This is a genomic window from Candidatus Hydrogenedentota bacterium, from assembly GCA_016791475.1.
Classification (GTDB): Bacteria; Hydrogenedentota; Hydrogenedentia; order Hydrogenedentales; family JAEUWI01; genus JAEUWI01.
In genome coordinates this window covers 34,447-56,221 of sequence record JAEUWI010000030.1, presented here as the reverse complement: position 1 = coordinate 56,221, position 21,775 = coordinate 34,447, and the positions used below count along the sequence as shown (strand labels likewise).

Genomic DNA, 21,775 nt, shown 5'->3' with positions numbered 1-21,775 from the left:
GCTACCGCGCTTCCCAGCGGTGCCCGCACTTATCACACCGATATGATTTGATCACCAGAAGCAACCCAAGCCCCAGCGTCCCATAGACCAGCGCACGCCGGGCGCCCTCCAGCGGCTGGCGCTGCACCATCACGGAGCGGCACTGGGGACAACGCCGAAAGGCCTTGTTGTTCGGATCCACATACTCGTCCAGATCGACCTTCGCGTTGGTGCTGTCGATAATCTTCCGCGCCCGCGCCAGTTGTTCCGGGAGCACACTGACCACATACCCGGAGCCACCCATCGCCTGGTAGCGACTCCCCCGGCGCACCCAGGACTCGATGCCATCCTGGGCGAGCCGCCCCTTCACGAGATAGGCCGTGGCGCTGTTCGGATAGCGCTGAAGTTCGGTATGCTTTGACATTCGGACTCTCAAATGCTCAAGTGCGGTTGGTAAGCAGTTCGTACACAGTGGCGGCATCCGGGGCCGCAAGCAGCGACTCGCGCACTCCCGGCAATTTCATCAGCGAGCTGATCGCCGCCAGCGTCTTCAGATAATGGGCGTGCTGGTTGTCCCGCGCCGCCACCATAAAAATTATCTGCACCGGTCGCTCGTCCAGCGAAACATAGTCCGCCAGCTCCTTGCGGTTCACGCCGACCGCGATAACCAAGTCGCTGACCGAGGGCAGACGCACATGCGGCACGCCAATCCCAAACCCTATGCCGGTGCTCATGAGCGCTTCCCGCTCAAAAACCTCCCGGCGCAACTCGTTGGCATCTTTGACCTGCGGTGCGGTCACCAGCGCGTCCGCCAGGATGTTCAGGGCCTCGTCCTTGCGCGTGCAGTTCAACAACCGAACCCGATCCGGACTCAGCACGTCCCGCAGGGCAACAGAATCCGTGCGAAGTGCCTTTGCGGGGCGGGTCAGCTTGCTGTCGACCCACTTTTCCACCTCAGACCGTTTGAAGCGCCACGTGGTGCCAAGTTTTCCGCAGGGGATTTCTCCCTTGTTCGCCCACTCATAAACGGTACGTTCCGAAACCCGCAGGTAATCGGCTACTTCTTCCAAAGTCAGTATTTCATGCTCCGCCATGGTCTCATGCCTCATGTAGCATCCGGTTTCATGCCTCTGATGTGCGGTATCCAGTGTCATTGTCTCGATTGGACGATTATACCACGGAAATATTCATCAAAAATCATAAAAAAACACCAGAACGCAGTATTTGCAATTATTTGCAATCAAAAGGCATCGCTTTACATGAAATTTTTCAGGTCTCGTGCTGTGGCCGCTCCCCGCGAGCTTGACTGATAATCCCGCGCCATTTAACATGGTGCAGGGCAATGCCTCACTCCGGCCCTTCCAAAGAAAGATCCAATCATGCCTATCGTCGATGCACTCCTAACCGTTTTTGACTTCTTTCGCTCCTTCATCCTCGCTGGTCAGGTGCCGCAGGACAATTCGGAAGCCGAGGTATACAATTTCTTCACCGTGCTGATTAACCTGCTGGGATTCCTCGGTATCGGCGCGTAGCCGATTAGTGGGGCGCTGCGGATTCAGGAGGGTTTTGTGCAAGGGCAGCACGGGTGAACCGCCCGCTTGTGTGGGCCGCGTCGGCGTTCACGGCGGGCATCTGGGCCAGTGGCGCCGACCACCACGCGGCGTGGTGGATCGGTGGAATGCTGGTCACCCTGGTGGCGATCTGGTTCCTCCCCAGGCCGCTTCCCTATCGCGACGGTGTTCCCATCGCCCTCGTATTTCTCCTGGCGGGGGTCGCCCTGGAAATCAATCAGCGCCCCATGCGCCACGGCGATTCCCTGAGCCGCCACAATCGCCAACATCCGGACTCCATCTACCGCATTGAAGGCACCGTGATGGATGCCCCGATCTACACCGCCGATCTGGACTATGCGCCGGTCCGTCTTCACGCGGACAGGGTGGAAGTGGGTGGCATGCAACTGGAGGCCCGGGGCGGTGTTATCGTCCGATGGTCGGACCCGCGCCGGCCCCTCCACACCGGGGAACGAATTCGTGTCCAGGGGAAACTGGACCCCGTACTCGGCGAGGTCAACCTGGGGATCGGCGGCGCGGAAGACTATTATCGTACCCTGGGTTACCACAGTGCCCTGCGCACCCGTGGTGATACCATCCAGTGGCTCTCGCGGCCCGTGTGGAGCATCGGATACTGGGCCTCGCGCCTGCGCCACTGGCAGGCCGACGTATTCGCCCGCACCGCCCCCGCGGACATCCAGGTATTCCTTCGCGCCGTGTGGCTCGGGGATCGGGCCACCTACAGCGAGGAAGCCTATCGCCCTTATCTCGAAACAGGCACCGCCCATATTCTTTCGGTCTCCGGTGTCCACGTGGGCATCGTGTATCTCTCCCTCCACTGGGCGCTCCGGGGCATAATCAGAAACCGTAAGCAGCGCAACGCCATGGTCCTGCTGGCTGTCGTCCTGTTCGCGCTGATGACCGGCGCGCGGCCGCCGATTCTTCGCGCCGCCATCATGATCGGCCTCTATCTCTGGGCGGAATTTCTGGAACGCGAGCCCGACGCACCGACCGCCCTGAGCATCGCGGCCCTCCTCTTCCTCGGCGCAAACCCCGGACTGCTCTGGGATACCGCCTTCATCCTCTCCTTTGGCAGCCTGGCCTCAATCCTCGTCTTCAGCGAAGCCATCGCCCATCGCCTCACCCAGGTTCCCCTCATCTTTCGGCAGAATGTGGCCACGACCCTGGGCGTATCCATACTGCCCCTTCCCCTGGCGGCCCACTTCTTTCACCTCGTTCCCGTCTTGGGCTCGGTGTGCAATCTCATGGTCATACCGCTGCTGACCGGTGTGCTTTGGCTCTGCATGCTGGTCCTTTTGCTCGCCCCCTTCTCTACCGCCGTGGCGAGCCTCTTCGGTCACGCCGCCGCCCCGCTGATCTATCTGATCGAGTGGATCGCCGTTTACTTCGCCCAACTGCCTCTCGCCTTCATCACCGTGACCAGCCCGACCCTCATCGCCGGACTGCTCTACGTGGCCGCAGCGGTGGGGCTGGCCAGACTTCTCTTCGAGCCCGAACGCGCGCGGCACTGGACCCGGTTCTCCCTGACGGCGGCCCTCCTCGCCTGGCTTCTTTGGCGCCCCCTCTTTCCCCCGGCCACCCTGGACTTCCTCGATGTGGGCCATGGCGATTCAGCCTTTATCCGGACGCCCGGCGGCACCACGCTTCTGGTGGATGCGGGCGACAAGAGTGATTACCTGGACATGGGCAAGCGCGTGGTCACGACCTGGCTCCTGGCCCATGGAATCGACCAGATTGACTACATGGTCATCACCCACGCGGATCGCGATCACATCGGAGGCGCGATCAGTGTCATGCGGCAGATCGACATCGGCGAGGTTATCCTCTGGCCCAAATCATCCACGAACGTCCTGGAGCTCGCCTTGCTGGAAGCCTGCGCAGAACAGGATGTGCCCGTCCGCCGCGTACGGACCTCGGAGTCAATCGCGGCTGCGGGCGCAACGGTGTCCGTGATTCACCCAACCCTCGACTCCAACCTCCGAGGCGTGAACAACCAGTCCGTGGTACTCCAGATTGAATGGCCCGGTCTAAGCGCCCTTCTGTCGGGCGATATCGAGGTGGAAGCGGAACGCGAACTCCTTCCCCGCTTGCAGCCCGTGGACGTCTTGAAAGTGCCCCACCACGGCTCCCACACCTCCAGCAGCGCGACCTTTCTCGATGCCGTATCGCCCACCATCGCCGTGGTCTCAACCCGGGCCAGCGCCCGCCGAGAAGCCATGGGCCGGGAGGTCGTTCCCCGCTATACGGAAAGGCACATCGCCCTCTACCGCACGGACTACCACGGTGGAATTCAGGTGCGGCAGCGGGGAGACCAACTCGTGGTCAAAAGCGCTCGCGCGCAACGGGGCTACTCGCTGGACCCGGCGGCGCAATAACACACCCACGTCTTTATCATCCGTACACCTCCGTGCAATCCGTGGTCAAAAACCTTTTGTTTCTTACCACGGATTGCACGGATACTCACGGATAAGAGGAGCACGAAGAGAAAGGAGATTGGGGCTTTGCAGGACTTCGGCGGTCGTTCAGTCAACCTTGGCACGCATTCTTCCTGATCTATTGCACGCAAAGGCGCGAAGGCGCAAAGATAGCTGAGATCCGAGTTCACTATGGTCTTGCCTTCATTGCAGGGGGAATCACAGTTGCAGAACGCTTCCTTCCCTCTCTTCTCTTCGTGGCCTTCGTGGCCTTCGTGGTGAAGAATTTGGTTGAGCCCAACGGCTGCTCCAGATCCATTCGTGGTTAGACTCTCTTTCTTGCCGCCCTCAATCGGCTCCATTGAGTCAAAGGCTCAGCCCGCCGACGTGGAAGATCGTCACTACCTCGGCCGCACTTTCCCCGCGCGCGCGCATATCGCGTCGAACAATTCCGATACCGCCGCGATCCCGAAGTCCGCAAAGTTCTTCGGGTTTGCCCAGAACTCGTCCAGGCAGCCCCGGTGCTCGCGCTCGTAGCACCCGACCTTGATCATCATCTGGGCCTTGTCCAGGCCGCGCAGCAGCCGCGCTTCGGGCGTGATGGCGGCGTCGAATTCCGCATGAAGCGCCGCAAGATCGCCGGGCAGGCCACCGAGAAGATCGTCCGTGATGGCCTGCTCCGCCTTCTGCTTGGCCTCTTTTAAATAGGCGTCCGCATAGGGCATGGGGATATCCATGAGCCGTGACTCCGCCAGATCGTGAACCAGCGCCATGGCCAGCAGACGGTCCCGGTTGTAGACTCCCGGAAACTGCTCCACGAAGAGCAGGGCGAGCAGGGCGACGAAGTGACTGTGGGCCGCCACGGACTCCGGCTCCGGTACGCCGCGAAGCACATAGCCCGCGCGGGGAATGCGATCCAGCGGATGAATTATCTGGAACAAATCGAGTATACGCATGGTGAATTCGCCGCTTTTGGAACCACTCATGCGACATCTTCCGGAACCGCATCGTGCGCGGATGCGGCGGACCTGGGCGTTCTCGCCCCTTCAAAAGCGGTCATCAATTCGGCATCCAGGCCGGGAAGCATGGGGCTGCGGTGCCCCTGAAAATCCGAGGGCAGGGCTTCAAAGTACTCCGAGTCGAAGAGGGACATCTCATCGTGGGCGCGCTGGCGCTCACCATCGTGCGCCGCACGCGCTTCGCGTAGGGCGCGCAACTCTTCCTGAAGATGGCCCAGGGCCGCCCGCAGGGTGGCAATGCCCGCGCCCGTTTCCGGCAAGGCATCGGAGGCCACCACCGCCGCCGCGTCCACCTGGGAAATGGCCGTTTCCAGCGTGTCAATCCGGTGCTCCATTTCGCCCGCCTGGATATTGGCCGACGCCACCTGACTCGCCGCCGCATAGCGCAGGGCATCCATCTCGGCGGTCTGAATCGCCAGCACACGCCGGGTCTTCTCCCACTCGAACTCGATGGCCTTGAGCCGTTCCCGGGTCGCCGTAAGCGCGGCGCGCACCTGCTCGTGATCGGCGCCGGCCTCCGCCAGCGCACGCAACAACGGAGGCTCATGGGCCGGAGGCGCCTTTCGCTCCGCAGCCAGCTCACCCGCCATTGCCGCGATGTCCGACATGATTTCTTCGCGCCACTGCGCATAGGCCTGGCGCATCTGCTCGATCCGGGTCAGGGCCTGCCCCACGGACATCTCCGCCTTGGCAAGGGCCTTCTCCCGCTCCTGTAATGTGACGCGCAGCGCCTCCTGACCTTCAAGATCCGCCTTGGCAACACTCAGGGCCGCCTGGATCCGCACCTGATTCGCCAGCGCATAGTCCGCGTCGCCAATGGACGCCTCCAGCCGGGATTGCAGCGCCTTAAACTCCAGCGCCTTCTCCGCCGCCGCCTTGTTGGCCGCCGTAATCGCCTCCTGATAGGCCGACCGCTCACGCTCCAGCGACTCCGTCTTCTGCTTCAGCCAGTCCCGCTCCGGCAACAGGGCCTGGCACTGCTCCTGAAACGCCGCGCGCTCACGCTGGAGCGATTCGTTGTACTGCTGGAGCATCTCCTTTTCCTGCAGCAGGAATCCTATGCGCTGAAGCAGGCCGTCCCGCTCCTGTTGCAGGGTGTCGAAACGGGTCTGGAGCGAGTTCTTTTCCCACTGCAGCGCCTGATTCGCCTCTTCCAGCGCTATCGCCTGCTCGGCAGCCTGCCACGGCGCCGCACCCGCCGTGCGCGCTTCCAGGATAACCGAACGCGACCGCGCCAACCGCGCGCGAAGCGGACCGCTGAGCTTCTGCAGCCGGTTCGGTTGAACATTGCTCGCCACCAGTACCGGATGCTGGTGGTTCAAGAAGGCTTCGATCACGGCTTCGAGTCGCCGGGCTTCGGCATCGAAACCCTCCAGATTGTCCACCAGCAGCATGGCGCGGCGCCCCTGCAGCGGTCGCGGGTCCTCCACCAGCGCCTTCACCTTATCCGGGAAGTCCCCCGGTGTCACCAACGCCAGGCCCACCGGTATCGCGCTCAAACGCACCTGCTTGGCCACCGCCCAGAGCAGATGGCTCTTGCCGCTGCCCTCCGGCCCCAGTAAGAGCACCAGGGATGGCCCCATTTCCTCCAGCATGGCCACCCGCCGGCAGACATCAAAAGCCTCCCGGTTCCCCGGGGTCAACTCGAAGGTGTCGAAACTGCGTCCCTTCATATAGAGGTCTCTCGTGTTAAGTAGTACTTCATGTTGCGCATTCTATCACAGATGGCCTGAAGGCTGAAGGATGATGGATGAAATCGCTCTTGTGCGTCGTATGGGTCGTATGGGTCTCTGGAAATGGAGTCATACTGACTCATAAGACCCATATGACCCATAGGACCCATAAGACCCATAAGACCCATAAGACCCATTCTTCAGACTTCCTCTTAAATCCCCGCTCTTCCCTATGCTATAGTACCCCCTGCGGCGCGCCGCGATAACTCAACACCCGGAAGAAGAAAGTCTGACCCAATGAACTACTCGTGGATGCTCACGCCCCCAACCTTTGTTCCCCCACTTGAACCCGACTTTCGCCCCGCCGTCCTGGCGAACCAGACCTTTGACAAGGCCGTGGCGGACTCCGGACGGGGCGTGCCCCTCATTCTGGGACTCGAACGAAATGGCGGCGCCATCGCGCGCTTCGAAACAAGAGTGTTTCCCGATGGTCACGATCTGGCCGACGCGAGTTGCTTCTACATTGAACGAATCCTGAAATTCCTTCTGTGGCAGAAGGGCGCGTTCCGCGTCCATGTGGGCGGCCCCGGCTATGTGGCGGCCTATCTCGCAGGCGTATATCGCCCCGGCGGCACCCGCGCATTCGACTTCGGCTTCATGGGCAAGAGCGTCTATGAACAGACCTTCCAGATTCGGGGCTGCAAGCCCGAGGAAGTGCCCGCGGAAAACGAATCCACCCAGCCCCTGGGCCGTCACCTCGACGGTTGCCGCATCGGCTTCGATCTCGGCGCATCGGACCGCAAAGTCTCGGCCGTCGTGGACGGCGAAGCCATCTTCTCCGAGGAAGTGGTCTGGGAACCGCGCAAGCAGACCGACCCGACCTACCACTACAATGAGGTCATGGCCGCGCTGAAAACCGCCGCCAGCAAGATGCCCCGCGTGGACGCCATCGGCGGCAGCTCGGCCGGCGTATTCATAAACAATCGCGCGATGATCGCTTCCCTATTCCGAGGCATTCCGGAAGACCGTTTTGACGAAGTGCGCAACATGTTCGTCCGCATCGGCGAAGAACTCGGCGTGCCCCTGGAAATCGTAAACGACGGTGAAGTCACCGCCCTCGCCGGTTCCATGTCCCTGGAAGACAATGGCGTCCTGGGCATCGCTCTGGGCTCCAGCGAGGCCGGGGGCTATGTCACCATGGACGGCAACATCACGAGCTGGCTCAACGAGTTGGCCTTTGCCCCGGTCGACTATAATCCCGGCGCATCCGATGACGAGTGGTCGGGCGACATTGGCGTGGGCGCCCGCTATTTCTCACAGCAGTGCGTATTCCGCCTCGCCCCGGCCGCGGGCATCGAGTTGCCCGAAGGCGTGACCGACGCTGAGAAGCTGAAATTCGTACAGGAAAAGCTTGAAGCCGGTCATGAGGGCGCTACGAAAATCTGGGAGTCCATGGGCATCTATCTCGGCTACGGCATCGCCCACTACGCCCGTTTCTACGACCTGAAGCATGTGCTCATCCTCGGGCGCTGCACTTCCGGCAAAGGCGGCGACTTGCTCCTCGACGGCGCAAAAGCCGTCCTGGCCGCCGAGTTCCCCGAGCTGGCCCACATCAATATCCAGTTGCCCGATGAAAAGAGCCGCCGCGTGGGCCAGTCCATCGCCGCCGCCAGTCTGCCGGCACTATAACAAGAGCCATTTATTAAGAAATTGAACCACGAATGGACACGAATACACACCAATAAGTGCTCCGCTATTACGCTGTTGAATGTAATCAATCGACCGTTTGGCTCTGTCTGACTACTGACTCCAGCCCTTCTGCTTTCCGTAACGTTCCGTGTATTTCCGTAGCCCGGAACTTCTTTTTTCCGGTTGTGGAACACGCAAAGTGCTCTATGCATTATCACGAGGGCCACGGTTTCTTATTCGTGAAAATTCGTGTGCATTCGTGGTTAAAATTCCGGTGCATTTACACCATTAATCGAACTGAAAGGTTAATTTTCCTCCCATGAAGCTCACCCTGGACACCGCCGAACTCTATATCCCCGATGGCGTCGAAGAATCCGAAGCCCTGGCCCGCACCACCCACCTTGCCATCGGCGCCCATCAGGACGACCTGGAAATCATGGCCAGCGAAGGCATCGTAACCTGCTACCAGCAGCCCGACCAGTGGTACACCGGCGTGGTCGTCACCAATGGCGGCGGCACGCCCCGCAGCGGCATTTACGGCAATTACAGCGACGAAGATATGATTCAGGTGCGCAACAAGGAACAGAAAAAAGCCGCCTTTGTGGGTGAATTCGCCGCCCAGTTCCTCCTCGATTTCCCCAGCGGCCGCGTAAAAGACGCGGCGGACCAGGGCCCCATCAACGACCTCGCCGCCATCATCGAAGCCACGAAGCCGGACATCATCTATACCCACAACCTGGCGGACAAGCACGACACCCACATCGGGGTCACCCTGAAGACCATCGCCGCCCTGCGCCGCGTTTCCCAGGAAGCCCTGCCGAAGAAAGTCTATGGATGCGAGGTCTGGCGTGATCTCGACTGGATGGTGGACACCGATAAAATTGCCATGGACGTCTCCACGCGCGAAAACCTCCAAATGGCCCTGGTCGGCGTCTTCGACTCCCAGATTGCGGGTGGCAAGCGCTATGACCTGGCCAGCATGGGCCGACGTCGCGCCCACGCCACCTACCACCAGTCCCACGGCGTGGACCAATCGACAGGTATCACCTTCGCCATGGACCTCACCCCCCTCATCGAAGACCGCGACCTCGACCCCCTCGCGCTCGTGCAAGGCTACCTCAGCAATTTCCTGAGCGACGTCACCGAGCGGGTGCGGAAGATTCAGGGCTAATTATTCGGGCCGACCCGGCGGATCGGACCGATCAATCAGATCGGTCCGATCCGTCTGATTGGTCCGATCCTTTTCTTCAAAGCAGCGCGGGCGACGTATTAATCCAGACCCGCGCGCGGGCCGCCTCAAGGCGCTCCCGGGCCTGGGCACCCGAATTCCCGACGGCCATGATGAAGCCTCCCCGCTCCCGTGAAGGGATGTCCACCACGTGACTGAGGATGTCCCCCTCCACCGCCGTGATACGCACCTCAACAACCCCGTCCATTAGCCGCGCCTCTTCCACCCCTTGAAATCCAGTCACCACGCCACTCCGGGTCAACAGCCAGGTCATGGCGGCCACGGCATGGCGCGTCGGTGACAGTGCGGGAATCCGCCCCAACGCGCAGGCCATGGAAGCCAGACACAGGTCGATGCCCAGAGACAGCCGCACCAGTTCACAGCGGTGCGTATCGAGACGGGCCGGGCATTGCACGTCGATCAGACGCAGCCCCCGATTCGTATCCACGACCTCCAATTCGACATAGCCCCAGCCTTCCGGGAGGTGTCCGTTCACCGCGACCGCCAAAGCCTCCACGTCCTCCGCCAATGTCGCGCGGCCCTCGGCGGGCACGACCACGCTTAGCGGCACGCGATAGACCGAGCTGGTGGTCTCCTCCGAAACGACACAGGCAACCGCAAGCCTTTCCAAGGTCTTGAAGGCGAGCACACGATAGACCGCGCCGTCGATCGCCGGTTGGATTCGAATGGGTCCTTCCAGATTGCGCCGCCGCAACTTGGCGGAGGCCAGGGAAAGATCGTTGGGATGGTCCAGGCGCATGCAGGAGCTGTCTCCCCGAGTGCAGGCCGCCCGCACCCAGGCCGGAATCGGCAGGGCCTGAAGATCCTCTTCGCACAGATGCGCCAGCGAAGCGATGGGATAGACCATGGCCCCGTCTATTGGAATTGCGCTTTGGCGCGCATCATCCATGCACGGAAGCTGGGGCAGTTCGAGGGCCCTCGCCACTTCCGAAAGCCGCGAGGTTCCTTCGGAACATGCCGTCCAGAGCCCGGATAGCGCGCTGGACCCGGCCTCATCCCGGAGTGCCTCGATACCCCGCTCCCCCAGAGAAACCACCTCGCAGCCTGGAGGAAGATTCGAAACCTCATCGCCCTCCACCAGAAAAACCGGCGCCGCGCCCAACAGGGCGCACCGCGCAAGGATCCCCCCGGGGTCCTCCGGTACACCGATGATGCCAAGCCTTACGGTCACGAGCATTTCCCCTGCGGCCAACCAACCTTCGCGCGGCACCGCGCCCCGCAACCATACACGATCACTCACCGCCGATGCATCCGTCCGGGTTTTTCCACCATCGCGTCGTTGTGATACCATGACACAAATTGGCGGCGACGCTGAATCTTGGTACAGACGAGTCTTTTCCTTACGGAGTGATTTCATGCCGACATTGAAGCCCTTAGGAACGTGTTTGACCGCACTCACCGCGCTTTCAGCCCTCCTCACGGGATGCGGCGGTGGAGGCGGCGACTCGTCCGGGGCTTCCAACGCGCCCGAGGTGCTCAACACCCCCTTCGGCACCGTCCAGGGCGCCCCACCCAAGGCCGAAGGCGCCCCGGTCGAAGGGGACTGGATCGTCATTCTCCTGGAGGCTGAACCGGCCACCTTGAACCCCAGTCTGGAAATCAGCGATTCCTACACTCAGCGGATTACCGATGGTTATGGCGGCAATATCTTCGAGACCATGCTCGTGTCCAACCGGGAAACCCAGGCCGAAGAGCCCTGGATCGCCGAGCGCTGGGAAATCTCGGAAGACAAACTCACCTACACCTTTTATCTCCGCAAGGACGTGACCTTTTCCGACGGCAAGCCCCTTACGGCCCAGGACGTCCTCTTTACCTACGAGTCCATCATGAACACCGCCAACCTCACGGCGGACAAGCGCTCCTACCTGGTCGATTTTGAGTCGGCCATCGCACTGGATGAGTACACTGTCCAGTTCAAGGCCAAACAGCCCTACTTCCTCCATCTCGACGTGCTGGGCTCTTTACAGATCCTGCCAAAGCACATCTACGGAGAGGGGAATTTCAACGAGCACCCCGCCAACCGCGCCCCCGTCGGCAGCGGACCTTACCGCTTCGAAAAGTGGGATACCGGCCAGCAGCTCGTCATCGCGAAGCGCAGCGACTACTGGGGACCAAAGAAGCCCCTGGTCAACCAGATTCACTACAAGTTCATCACCGACAACAACGCCGCCTTTCAGCTCCTGCGCCGAGGCGAAGTGGACGAGATGCGCCTGACGCCGGAACAGTGGGTGCGTCAGGCCAGCCAGCCCGACATCACCAGCCAGTACCAGAAATACACCCTTTATTCCCCCGTGGACGGCTATGGCTCGTCTTTCGGCTGGATCGGATGGAACGCCACCAAGCCCTTCTTCAGCGACAAGCGCGCGCGCCAGGCCATGACCATGCTGCTTGACCGCGACACCATCGGCAAGACCATCTACCATGGCCTCGTGCGGGTCGTCACGGGGCAGGCCTTCCCCGACTCGCCGAGCTACGACAAGACCATCGCCCCCTGGCCCTTTGATCCCGCCGCAGCAAAAGCGCTGCTGGATCAAGCCGGCTGGGTGGATTCCGACAAGGACGGTATCCGCGACAAGGACGGCGTTCCCTTCAAATACGAGTGGATCTACCCCTCGGGCTCACCGGAGTATGAGCAGTTGGCCACGGTGTACAAGGAAGAACTCACCAAGGCGGGTATCGATGTCACCCTCCGCCCCCTCGAGTGGGCCTCCTTCCTGGAAAGCGTGAACAAGCGCTCTTTCGACGCCTGCAGCATGGCCTGGGTCAGCCCCATGAAAGGCGACCCCTATCAAATCTGGCATTCCTCCCAGATTACCAACGGATCCAACTACGTCAACTTCGCCAATCCCGAAGCCGACAAGATCATTGAGGAAGCCCGGCTCGAGTTCGACGACGAAAAGCGCGACGCCATGTACCGGCGTTTCCACGCCATACTCCATGAGGAGCAGCCCTACACCTTCCTGTTCAATTCCCAGCGCAAAGTGGCCATCTCCAATCGCTTCCAGGGCGTGACGCCCTATGCCCTCGGCTTCGACATGCGCGACTGGTGGGTGCCCCTCGACCAGCAGCGGTACAAATAACGCCGGATACGGCTGGCTGGACTGCCTCTCGTGCGCAACTACCTGATACGAAGATTTCTGCTCATCATCCCCACCTTTCTCGGGATCAGCCTGATCACCTTCATGATCGTCCAAATGGCCCCCGGCAGTCCCATCTATATGCGGCTGCATCAGGCGGGCGGGTCGGGCGGCAGCGCCATCACGCAGGAAGCCATCGAGCAGACCAAAAAGCTCTACGGCCTGGACAAGCCCCTGCCCGTGCGCTATGTCATGTGGCTGGGCAAACTGGCCACCTTCGATTTCGGAACCTCCTACAAAGACAACCGGCCCGTGCTCACCAAGATCGCGGAAACTATACCGGTAACGCTCCAGCTCAATCTGATCTCCATTCTGGCTATCTATCTCATCGCCATACCCATCGGGGTTTATTCCGCCACCCACCAGCATACCCGGGGCGACACCGCCCTCACCCTGGGCCTCTTCATTCTCTATAGCCTGCCCAGTTTCTGGGTGGCCATGCTGCTCATGTATTACTTCTGCGGCGGCGCCCACTTCAACTGGTTCCCCGCCGCAGGCGTAAGTTCCTATGATGCCAATTCTCTCGGCGCATTCGCCTGGCTGCGCGACCGCGCCTGGCACCTGATACTCCCCGTCTTGTGTCTCTCCTACAACGGACTCGCCGGACTCTCCCGCTATGCCCGCGCCGGACTCATCGAGACCATTCGCCAGGACTACGTCCGCACCGCCCGGGCCTATGGCTTCAGCGAACGCACCGTCATCTATCGCTATGCGCTGCGCAATTCGCTCATCCCCATCGTGACCCTGCTCGGCGGCCTCATCCCCAGCCTTATCGGGGGCAGCGTCATCATCGAAAGTATCTTTTCCATTCCGGGCATGGGCCGGCTCGCCTTCGAGGCCATCCTCTCCCGGGACTATCCCCTGATCATGGGCATCCTGTCGATCACCGCGCTACTCACGCTGTTGGGGCTCATAGTCTCCGACATCCTCTACGCGCTGGTCGATCCGAAGATAAAGTTCAGCTAGGCCATCATGGGAACGAACCACATCGGAGAGCCAATCAAATCGTCGGGCGGCGAGCCGGAGGCCGCCCCCCTGGCCGCCTACGAGCATCAGAGTCAGGGCTACTGGCGCCTGGTCTGGATCCAGTTCAAGAAACGCCCCCTCGGCCTCGTCTCCCTGGCCGTGCTGGCCCTGCTGGCCTTCATCGGCATCATCGCCCCCTTCCTCGCCGGCGAGGTTCCCATTTACCTTTCAACCCAGGGCAAAACCTACTTCTTTCCGAACGTCATCGAGTACGGCGATCTCGTGTCCTTCAATTTCGACGGCTGGGAGCCCGGCCCCGATGACCGGGCCATTCGCCCCCTGATCCCTTTCGCGCCGGAGCGTTCCCATCTGTACAACCGCCTGGAAGCCCCTTCCGGAAAGCACTGGCTCGGAACCGACGACCGCGGGCGCGATGTGCTCAGTCGGCTCATCTGGGGCACGCGCATCTCCATGACCGTGGGCTTTGTCGCCATGGGCATCGCCACCGTGATCGGTATCATCGCGGGCGCCCTGGCGGGCTACTACGGGGGCAAAGTGGACGCGGTCGTGCTGCGGATCATTGAGATCGTGCTCTGCTTCCCCACCCTTATCCTTATCCTGTCCCTCATCGCCTTCCTGAACCCGAGCATCTACAACATCATGATCGCGCTGGGCCTGACCGGCTGGCCCGACGTGGCCCGGCTCGTCCGCGGCGAGTTCCTGAAACTCCGCAACGCCGACTTCACCACGGCCGCCCGCGCCACCGGCCTGCGCGACACACGCATCATGTTCCGCCACCTCCTGCCCAATGCCCTCGCCCCCGTGCTCGTCACGGCAACCTTCGGCGTCGCCGGAGCCATCCTAACCGAATCCGCCCTCAGCTTCCTCGGCTTCGGCGTGCCCCCGCCCACCGCAAGCTGGGGCGAAATCCTCAAACAATCAAAAGACTACGTGGACTTCGCCTACTGGCTGGTCATCTTTCCCGGTCTCGCGATCTTCGTAACGGTTACCGCATTCAATCTCGTCGGCGAAGCCCTCCGCGACGCCATGGACCCGAGGTTGCGGCAATAGGCCCTTATGGTATGCTGGCGGTAGAGGAGTTAAAGTTATGAACGTCACAGAAGACCAAATTGCTCAGATGTCTCGTGCAGAAAAGCTCCAATTAATGGAAGCGCTATGGGTGGATCTTTCGCGAGCTGGCAGCGAGGTGGAATCGCCCGATTGGCATCGACCCGCACTGGAAGAAACGGAATCAAGGTTGGCTGCGGGTGAGGAGTGTGTTCTCGATTGGGACGACGCCAAACGCGAACTTTGGAAACGTGTTCGTTGATCATCTTACCGATTGTTCGAGCGACATTATCAGGGACTACAGAGACAGCAGGGACGTATGAGGTCGATACCATGATTCACATTTCTGCAGTCCCTGTCGTCTCTGCCGTCCCTGCAACACCCCCTGAACTCCCGGAACGATCACCGCTTCGCTGTCATGATCGATCTTGCCCATGACCAACACCGCCCAGCCCATACTTCAGCTCAAAAACCTGAAGACCTACTTCAAGACCGATCAGGGCCTGGCCCGTTCGGTGGATGACGTCTCCTTCGACCTGCACCGGGGCAAAACCCTCGCCGTCGTGGGTGAGAGCGGCTGTGGAAAGAGCGTCACGGCCCTCTCCATCATGGGACTGGTGCCCGAACCGGCCGGTCACAACGCCGGTGGCGAAATCCTCTTTGACGGGCATAACCTCCTCGCCCTGCCCAAGGACGATCTCCGGAAGATTCGCGGGGACGACATCTCCATGATCTTTCAGGAGCCCATGACCTCCATGAACCCCGTGTTCCGCGTGGGGCACCAGATCGGTGCCGTCCTCCAGTTGCATCGGGGCATGAACAAGAAGGACGCTCTCGACGAAACGGTGCGCCTCCTCACCCAGGTGGGTATTCCCGCGCCAGAAAAGCGGGTGCACGACTACCCCCACCAGATGTCGGGCGGTATGCTCCAGCGCTGCATGATCGCCATGGCCCTCGCCTGCGACCCCAAGGTCCTCATCGCCGACGAACCCACCACGGCCCTCGACGTGACTATCCAGGCCCAGATCCTCGACCTCATGCGCAAGCTCCAGGACGAGCGGGGCATGTCCATTCTTCTCATCACCCACGACCTCGGCGTGGTCGCGGAAAACGCCCACGACGTCGTCGTCATGTATGCCGGCAAGGTGGTGGAACAGGCTCCCGTGCGGGAACTCTTCCGCAACCCGCGCCACCCCTACACCCTGGGGCTCTTCGCCGCTCTGCCCAAGCACGACCGAGTTCGCGAACGGCTCCACGTGATCCAGGGCAATGTGCCCGCGGCCACGGCCTTCCCACCCGGCTGTCGCTTTAACAACCGCTGTCCCCTCGCCTCGGCGCGCTGCCGCGAGGCGGAGCCCGTGCTCGAGACCGCCGGTGAAACCCATTTCGCCGCCTGCTGGAATCTGGATCGGACCGAGGGTGGAAAACTGCCCGAAGCGGCGGAGGTGCAGGCATGAGTGAATCCCTCCTGACCATCGAAAATCTGGTGAAGCACTTCCCGGTGAAGAAGGGCGTCTTCGCCCGAACTGCGGGCGCCGTGCGGGCCGTGGACGGCATCAGCTTCTCCATCCCCCGGGGCACCACCCTGAGCCTCGTGGGGGAGAGCGGGAGCGGGAAAACGACGGCGGGCCGCTCCATCCTCCGCCTGATTGAACCCACGGGCGGAAAGATCCTCTTCGACGGCATCGACCTCGCCACGCTCGGCCCGAAAGAGCTCCGGGATTTGCGCAAGCGAATCCAGATCGTGTTTCAGGACCCCTATGGCTCGCTGAACCCCCGGATGACCATCTACTCCATGCTGGCCGAGGCCATGAAGGCCCACAACATCGGCGACAGCGGCACCCGGCGCGACCGGTGCTACGAGCTGCTCTCGCTGGTCGGCCTGCCGCCCCAGGCTGCCGATCGCTACCCCCATGAGTTCAGCGGCGGACAGCGCCAGCGCATCGGCATCGCCCGGGCCCTGGCCGTGGAGCCGGAGCTCATCGTGGCCGACGAACCCGTATCCGCCCTCGACGTCTCCGTACAGGCGCAAATCCTGAACCTCCTCAAGGACCTCCAGCAGAAACTCGGCCTGACGTACCTCTTCATCGGCCATGACCTGAGCGTCATCCGCCATATCAGCGATGCCGTCGCGGTCATGTATCTGGGACGCATCGTGGAGATAGCCCCGGCGGACGAATTGTTCCGACGCCCGGTCCATCCCTATACCAAGGCGCTGCTTTCCGCCGTGCCCGAGATCGCAACCGATCGTAAGTCCCAACGCATCATCCTCCAGGGGGATGTACCCAATCCGATCAATCCGCCCTCCGGGTGCCACTTTCATCCCCGCTGCCCCGAGGCCCAACCCGCCTGCCGGACCATGAACCAGCGGCTGGTGGCGCTCGCACCGGGCCATCGCGCCGCCTGCCACGTCAATGCACCGGACGCCGGACCAATCGAAGAAAAATGAGCTTTCCACGGACCAGCCCGGAGGTGCCGAAATTAAGACAGGCGCTTGCCGTCCTTCCGGAAAATCTGTTATTCTAAAGCGCGAGGTTGGAGGATTACATGCGTTTAGATATAGCGGCACTTAGCGATGTAGGGCGCCGAAAAAAGAACAACGAAGATTCCTATGTGATCGTTCGTGAAGGCGCCAAGAATCTGAACCTCTTCAAGGAAGGCGCGTTGGTTTGCGTTGCCGATGGACTCGGCGGGCACACCGGAGGCGAGATCGCAAGTAAACTGGCGGTCAAGATCGTCGGCGAGCTGATCAAGGAAAAGCCCCCCCGCGCTTCCCAGAACGGCGATGACGGCAATGAGCAGAACGAAGGTCCTCTGCCCAAAGTACGCGCGGCCATCGAAAAAGCGAACGAGAGTATCTTCCAGACCAACAAAGATCTCGTGCGCACCCGCCGCCCCATGGGTACCACACTCCTGACCGCCATCATCACGCCCAAAAAGATCTACATTGGCAATGTGGGCGACTCTCGTTGCTATCACATTCGCGACGGCGAGATCCTCGCCCAGACCGAAGACCACTCCTGGGTGGACGAACAAGTAAAAATGGGTCTCATGTCGAAATCCGAGGCCGAAACCGACCGCCGCAAGAACATCGTAACCCGTTGTGTGGGCACCCACGAAGAAGTCACTGTGGACACCTACCGCTGGCACATCGTGCCCGGCGACATGCTCCTCATGTGTACCGACGGCCTCGTCAACATGGTCAAGGACGACGAAATCAAGCGGGAGTTCCAGCGCAACGGCTCGGCGGCCGAAATCGCCCACCGCCTGGTCTCCAAGGCCAACGAGTATGGCGGCAAGGACAATATTACCGTCGTCGTCGTCAATATCAGCCCCGCTCCGCTCCGCATGATCTACATGCGCATCAGCAATTTCTTCCGGAGACACGGTATCGGCATCGCCTGGGCCGCCTTCCTCATTGTGTACGGCGCGCTGGCCTTCTTTGCTGGCTGGGTGCTGCGCGGGAATCAGTAGGGGACTGCCGACGTGCCAACAGGCAGGACTGACCCGAATGGCACTGACTCAGGGGCATTAACTCGATGCTCCAATAGGTAACCTGGGGTGCCACCCTCAAACGTAATCGCTTAGCGATGGAGTTTGTGGGTGTTGGGACTTGACCATGTGGCGCAATTCTCCTTGAAAAATCCTAGTCTTTTCGCCCACAAGTCGCGACCGCCGGTGGCGGGGGTTCGAGGAAGAAACCAGCGGTCCGCAGGGACTGACGCACCCACCGTGTCGCGCCCGGATCGTCTTGCACTGCGACCCAAAGCCCACGACGACAAGGCGTCGTGCATTTTCTGGGTGTGGCTGTCCCGTCGTGCGGGGAGTGGGTTCGTCGCCACCATAGACAACTCAACTGGCAACATGTCGTCTGGTCGATGTGACGCGGTAAACCGGGTTTACCTCCGCGAGCGACGGGACAGCCACACCCCGCGACGTCACGGACTCGCAGTTGGAACAACTAATACGTTGTGGATCACGAAGATCATCACCGATAACGCGGGTGCGTCAGTCCCTAAGGTGGCGTCTTTTCACCCACAGGCTCCCCCGCTGCGCTCCTCTGCCTGAGGGTGGCACCCATGGTCCCCTTTTTGACGCAGACAGGCCTTAAGTAAATGCCATTCGTGGCTGTCCCCCGCAAGACCCAACCACACTTTCCCACGGCATCTTCCCACGTTTCCGAATGGGTACAGCCTCCGCCTGGACCGCAAACACCCGACTCTTTACCTTGTCCCAAGCAGTCCCCAAAGCAACGCCCGGACTGGCCATGCCAATCCGGGCGGATAATTAGTTTCTAAACGTCCAGCGCCTTACGCCGTGGCTTCACCTTCCGGGTCGGCCTTCTTCGCGCGCTTCTTCTTGGAGATGTAGCGGCGACCGCTGTCTTCCACCTTCGCCGTGTCCGCCGCCGGACCGCGACCGAAGATCTGCTCCCAGTAAATGACCACCGGGCTCGCGATGAAGATGGACGAATACGTGCCGACGACGATACCAATCAACATGGCCAGCGCGAAGTCTTTAATGTCGTCGCCGCCAAAGACAAAGAGCATGATGACCACGAAGAGCGTCGTAACCGACGTGAGTAGCGTGCGGCTCAGGGTCACGTTGATGGCGATGTCGATAATGTCCGGAAGCTTCATGCCCCGGCCCTTGAATTTCTCCACGTCTTCCCGGATTCGGTCGAACACCACGATGGTATCGTTCAGCGAATAACCGATTACCGTCAGGATAGCCGCGACGACCGCCAGGCTGATCGGCACATCGGCGATGGCAAAGACGCCGAGTGTGAGGGCCACGTCGTGGACCAGCGCCACGAAGGCACCCAGGGCGTACTTGAGCTGGAAGCGGTAGCCGATATACATGCTGATGAAGACCAGCGACCAGATAATCGCCCAGACGGCGTCGCTGCGGAGCTGTGCGCCCACCGCCGGACCAACCGTCTTCACCGATTCAAACTCCAGTTTGGCATCGTCTCCGCCAACCAGCGGATCCAGAGCGGTGCGAAGCTGCTGCGCAACCGTCACGGTGCCTTCGGGGATATCCTTCGGGTCGATGTTGCCGACACGAATCTGGAACTTGTTGACCAGCTCGCCGTCTTCCATGAGCTGCTGCACGGTGGGGCTGTTGAAGCCGCCGTTACTCAGCGCCTCACGCACCTTGGCCACGTCAACGGACGCGTCCTCATGCATATTGATTCGGACGTTCGTGCCCTGCATGAAATCCACGCCCAGCATCGTGCCCTGATTCAGCTTGACGCCGAAGAGGACCAGACTCGCCACCACCAGAAGACCGCTGCCGATAACGCAGGCATTCCGGAATTTCATGAAGGGGATCTTCGTGTCCGGCGGGATGGCGTTCATCATGCGCGCCGACTTCACAATGCGGCGTTCGTAGAAGAAGTCAAACAACGCACGACCCGCGACCAGGCCGGTCAACAGCGTGCCGATAACACCGATACTCAAGGTGATTGCGAAACCTTCGATGGGACCGGTGCCGAACTGGAAGAGCACAATGGCCGCGATAAATGTCGTCAGGTTCGAGTCCAGGATGGCCACTGCGGCCTTCTTGAAACCGGTGTCGATGGCCGACAGGACCGAGTGGCCCAGCCGGAGTTCTTCGCGCATGCGCTCAAACACGAGCACGTTCGAGTCCACCGCCATACCGATACTCAATATCAGACCCGCGATACCGGGCAGGGTCAGCGTCATGCCAAAGTAGGCCATGGCCGCCAGGATAAACAGGCCGTTCAGAATCAGCGCGATAAGCGCGATAAAGCCGGGGAACATGTAGTAGGCCACGACGAAAATCGCCGTCATGAACAGGCCCCAGAGTGCCGAGGTCACGCCCATCTTGACGGAATCGGAACCCAGGCTCGCCGTCACCACGTCGGTGGAGTCCACGCGCACCTTGACCACCATCGAACCGGAGTTCAGGGCAATGGCCAGGTCGCGGGCTTCATCCGCGTCGAAGCGGCCGGTAATCTGGCCGTTGAAATCGATGCGGCCGTTAATCGTGGGTGCCGAAACCACCAGATCGTCCAGCACGATGGCCATCGGGCGACCAATGTTCTCCTCCGTCGCCTTGCCGAAGACCGCCGCACCGGCGTTGTCAAAGGTAAAGGAAATCGCCCATTGGGACGGATTCTGCGGATCGGGCATGGAAGTCGCCGACTTCAGGCCGTCGCCCGTGGCGATGGGCTTCTTGTCCAGCAGGTAGAGGTCGACGCGCTGGGGATCGCCAAGCTTCGGCGTGCGGCCAAAGGACAGCATTTTGTCTTCCGGAACGATGGAGGTGTCGGCGTTGAGCTGATCAACCCAGGCCTTTACATTCGGAAGATTCTCCGGCTTCACCCAGATGGGCTCACCCGGTGCGGGACGCTGGAAGAAGCTCGCAAATTTGTCGGGGTACCGCTGCTTAATCGCCGTGAATACCTGGACCGATTCATCCTGGCCGGCCACGATGTGGAAATTCAGCACAGCCGCCTGGGTCATCAGCTTGATGGCGCGGTCCGTGTCTTTCTCGCCGGGAAGCTGCACCTGAATCTGGTTGGTGCCCATCTTCTGGATGATCGGCTCTTTGGCTTCAAATTTCTCGATGCGGTTGACGAGCTGCTGGTACACGACCTCCTGCGCCATCGTCTCGATCTCTTCATCCGAATTCGTGCCCAGATCTTCGCGCAGCGCCGACAGCTTCTCTTCGGAAAGCTCTTTGTAATCGAAGCTCAGCACCATCTGGATGCCGCCCTGGAGGTCCAGGCCCAGATTGATCACCCGGTTGCGATCACACTCCGCCCAACGCTTCACCTTGAAGCCGACATTGGCGAAGTAGCCGTGCTTCTCAATCGCGCGCGCTTCGTCTTCCTGTTTCCACTGCGCCAGCTTCTCTTCGCGCCTTTCGGGCGACGTCAGCATCCACCCGACGGTCGGATAGATGGCGACCAGGGACAGGACGATTGACGCCCAGATCACAATGGTGCGAATCGTATGTTTTTTCATGGGATAACTCCACTA

General features: G+C 61.0%; 17 protein-coding genes. 11 read left to right on the top strand and 6 right to left on the bottom strand.

Translation table 11 applies throughout. The annotated features are described in order from the left end of the window. Position 1 precedes the first annotated feature (1 nt). A complete protein-coding gene (locus JNK74_16450; GenBank protein MBL7647774.1) occupies positions 2–403 on the bottom strand; it encodes a hypothetical protein in 402 nt (133 codons plus the stop codon). 16 nt (positions 404–419) lie between these two features. Further along, positions 420–1,073, bottom strand: a complete 654-nt coding sequence (locus tag JNK74_16445) for a PTS sugar transporter subunit IIA (protein MBL7647773.1) — start codon at positions 1,071–1,073, stop codon at positions 420–422. Between the two features lie 285 nt (positions 1,074–1,358). Between JNK74_16445 and JNK74_16440 the strand changes: the two genes are divergently transcribed. Together JNK74_16440 and JNK74_16435 are read left to right on the top strand one after the other, a co-directional pair. Further along, the gene (locus tag JNK74_16440) at positions 1,359–1,511 is read left to right on the top strand and encodes a hypothetical protein (protein ID MBL7647772.1); all 153 of its coding nucleotides are present in this window, start codon (positions 1,359–1,361) and stop codon (positions 1,509–1,511) included. 53 nt (positions 1,512–1,564) lie between these two features. After that, entirely contained in the window at positions 1,565–3,925 is a 2,361-nt protein-coding gene (locus JNK74_16435; protein ID MBL7647771.1) for a DNA internalization-related competence protein ComEC/Rec2, read from the top strand. 440 nt (positions 3,926–4,365) lie between these two features. Here JNK74_16435 and JNK74_16430 read toward each other — a convergent pair whose 3' ends face one another. Further along, entirely contained in the window at positions 4,366–4,950 is a 585-nt protein-coding gene (locus tag JNK74_16430) for an HD domain-containing protein (GenBank protein MBL7647770.1), read from the bottom strand. Continuing rightward, complete coding sequence (locus tag JNK74_16425; GenBank protein MBL7647769.1) at positions 4,947–6,656, bottom strand: hypothetical protein; 1,710 nt, start codon at positions 6,654–6,656, stop codon at positions 4,947–4,949. The genes JNK74_16430 and JNK74_16425 overlap by 4 nt, the downstream gene beginning before the upstream one ends. A 297-nt stretch (positions 6,657–6,953) precedes the next feature. Here JNK74_16425 and JNK74_16420 point away from each other — a divergent pair, with 297 nt between their 5' ends. Continuing rightward, positions 6,954–8,345, top strand: a complete 1,392-nt coding sequence (locus JNK74_16420) for an ROK family protein (protein MBL7647768.1) — start codon at positions 6,954–6,956, stop codon at positions 8,343–8,345. A gap of 319 nt (positions 8,346–8,664) precedes the next feature. Further along, a complete protein-coding gene (locus JNK74_16415) occupies positions 8,665–9,516 on the top strand; it encodes a PIG-L family deacetylase (protein ID MBL7647767.1) in 852 nt (283 codons plus the stop codon). Positions 9,517–9,592: 76 nt separating this feature from the next. Here the strand turns inward: JNK74_16415 and JNK74_16410 are convergent, their stop codons facing one another. Next, positions 9,593–10,765, bottom strand: a complete 1,173-nt coding sequence (locus JNK74_16410; GenBank protein ID MBL7647766.1) for a hypothetical protein — start codon at positions 10,763–10,765, stop codon at positions 9,593–9,595. A gap of 214 nt (positions 10,766–10,979) precedes the next feature. Between JNK74_16410 and JNK74_16405 the strand changes: the two genes are divergently transcribed. From JNK74_16405 to JNK74_16375, 7 genes are all read left to right on the top strand, one after another. Beyond that, positions 10,980–12,674, top strand: a complete 1,695-nt coding sequence (locus tag JNK74_16405) for a peptide-binding protein (protein ID MBL7647765.1) — start codon at positions 10,980–10,982, stop codon at positions 12,672–12,674. Between the two features lie 30 nt (positions 12,675–12,704). After that, positions 12,705–13,697 carry an ABC transporter permease gene (locus JNK74_16400; protein ID MBL7647764.1) on the top strand — a complete coding sequence of 331 codons (993 nt, stop codon included), beginning with the start codon at positions 12,705–12,707 and terminating at the stop codon, positions 13,695–13,697. A gap of 6 nt (positions 13,698–13,703) precedes the next feature. Next, positions 13,704–14,768, top strand: coding sequence for an ABC transporter permease (locus JNK74_16395; protein MBL7647763.1), 1,065 nt, complete (start codon positions 13,704–13,706; stop codon positions 14,766–14,768). 37 nt (positions 14,769–14,805) lie between these two features. Further along, positions 14,806–15,027 (top strand): addiction module protein, encoded by a 222-nt coding sequence (locus JNK74_16390; protein ID MBL7647762.1) that lies wholly within the window; start codon positions 14,806–14,808, stop codon positions 15,025–15,027. Positions 15,028–15,199: 172 nt separating this feature from the next. Then, the gene (locus JNK74_16385) at positions 15,200–16,222 is read left to right on the top strand and encodes an ABC transporter ATP-binding protein (protein ID MBL7647761.1); all 1,023 of its coding nucleotides are present in this window, start codon (positions 15,200–15,202) and stop codon (positions 16,220–16,222) included. Further along, on the top strand, positions 16,219–17,214 hold the full coding sequence (locus JNK74_16380) for a dipeptide ABC transporter ATP-binding protein (protein ID MBL7647760.1): 996 nt from the start codon (positions 16,219–16,221) through the stop codon (positions 17,212–17,214). Before JNK74_16385 ends, JNK74_16380 begins: the two co-directional genes overlap by 4 nt. A gap of 98 nt (positions 17,215–17,312) precedes the next feature. Beyond that, on the top strand, positions 17,313–18,239 hold the full coding sequence (locus JNK74_16375) for a Stp1/IreP family PP2C-type Ser/Thr phosphatase (protein MBL7647759.1): 927 nt from the start codon (positions 17,313–17,315) through the stop codon (positions 18,237–18,239). 836 nt (positions 18,240–19,075) lie between these two features. Here JNK74_16375 and secD read toward each other — a convergent pair. Continuing rightward, entirely contained in the window at positions 19,076–21,760 is a 2,685-nt protein-coding gene (gene secD, locus JNK74_16370) for a protein translocase subunit SecD (GenBank protein ID MBL7647758.1), read from the bottom strand. Positions 21,761–21,775: the final 15 nt, after the last annotated feature.

Bases quoted from the DNA above. Each gene is read 5' to 3' on its own strand.
- JNK74_16440 (MBL7647772.1), top strand. From the start codon at position 1,359: ATGCCTATCGTCGATGCACTCCTAACCGTTTTTGACTTCTTTCGCTCC.
- JNK74_16390 (MBL7647762.1), top strand. From the start codon at position 14,806: ATGAACGTCACAGAAGACCAAATTGCTCAGATGTCTCGTGCAGAAAAG.
- JNK74_16430 (MBL7647770.1), bottom strand. From the start codon at position 4,950: ATGAGTGGTTCCAAAAGCGGCGAATTCACCATGCGTATACTCGATTTG.
- JNK74_16395 (MBL7647763.1), top strand. From the start codon at position 13,704: ATGGGAACGAACCACATCGGAGAGCCAATCAAATCGTCGGGCGGCGAG.
- secD (MBL7647758.1), bottom strand. From the start codon at position 21,760: ATGAAAAAACATACGATTCGCACCATTGTGATCTGGGCGTCAATCGTC.
- JNK74_16375 (MBL7647759.1), top strand. From the start codon at position 17,313: ATGCGTTTAGATATAGCGGCACTTAGCGATGTAGGGCGCCGAAAAAAG.
- JNK74_16425 (MBL7647769.1), bottom strand. From the start codon at position 6,656: ATGAAGGGACGCAGTTTCGACACCTTCGAGTTGACCCCGGGGAACCGG.
- JNK74_16420 (MBL7647768.1), top strand. From the start codon at position 6,954: ATGAACTACTCGTGGATGCTCACGCCCCCAACCTTTGTTCCCCCACTT.
- JNK74_16450 (MBL7647774.1), bottom strand. From the start codon at position 403: ATGTCAAAGCATACCGAACTTCAGCGCTATCCGAACAGCGCCACGGCC.
- JNK74_16445 (MBL7647773.1), bottom strand. From the start codon at position 1,073: ATGGCGGAGCATGAAATACTGACTTTGGAAGAAGTAGCCGATTACCTG.
- JNK74_16385 (MBL7647761.1), top strand. From the start codon at position 15,200: ATGACCAACACCGCCCAGCCCATACTTCAGCTCAAAAACCTGAAGACC.
- JNK74_16380 (MBL7647760.1), top strand. From the start codon at position 16,219: ATGAGTGAATCCCTCCTGACCATCGAAAATCTGGTGAAGCACTTCCCG.
- JNK74_16415 (MBL7647767.1), top strand. From the start codon at position 8,665: ATGAAGCTCACCCTGGACACCGCCGAACTCTATATCCCCGATGGCGTC.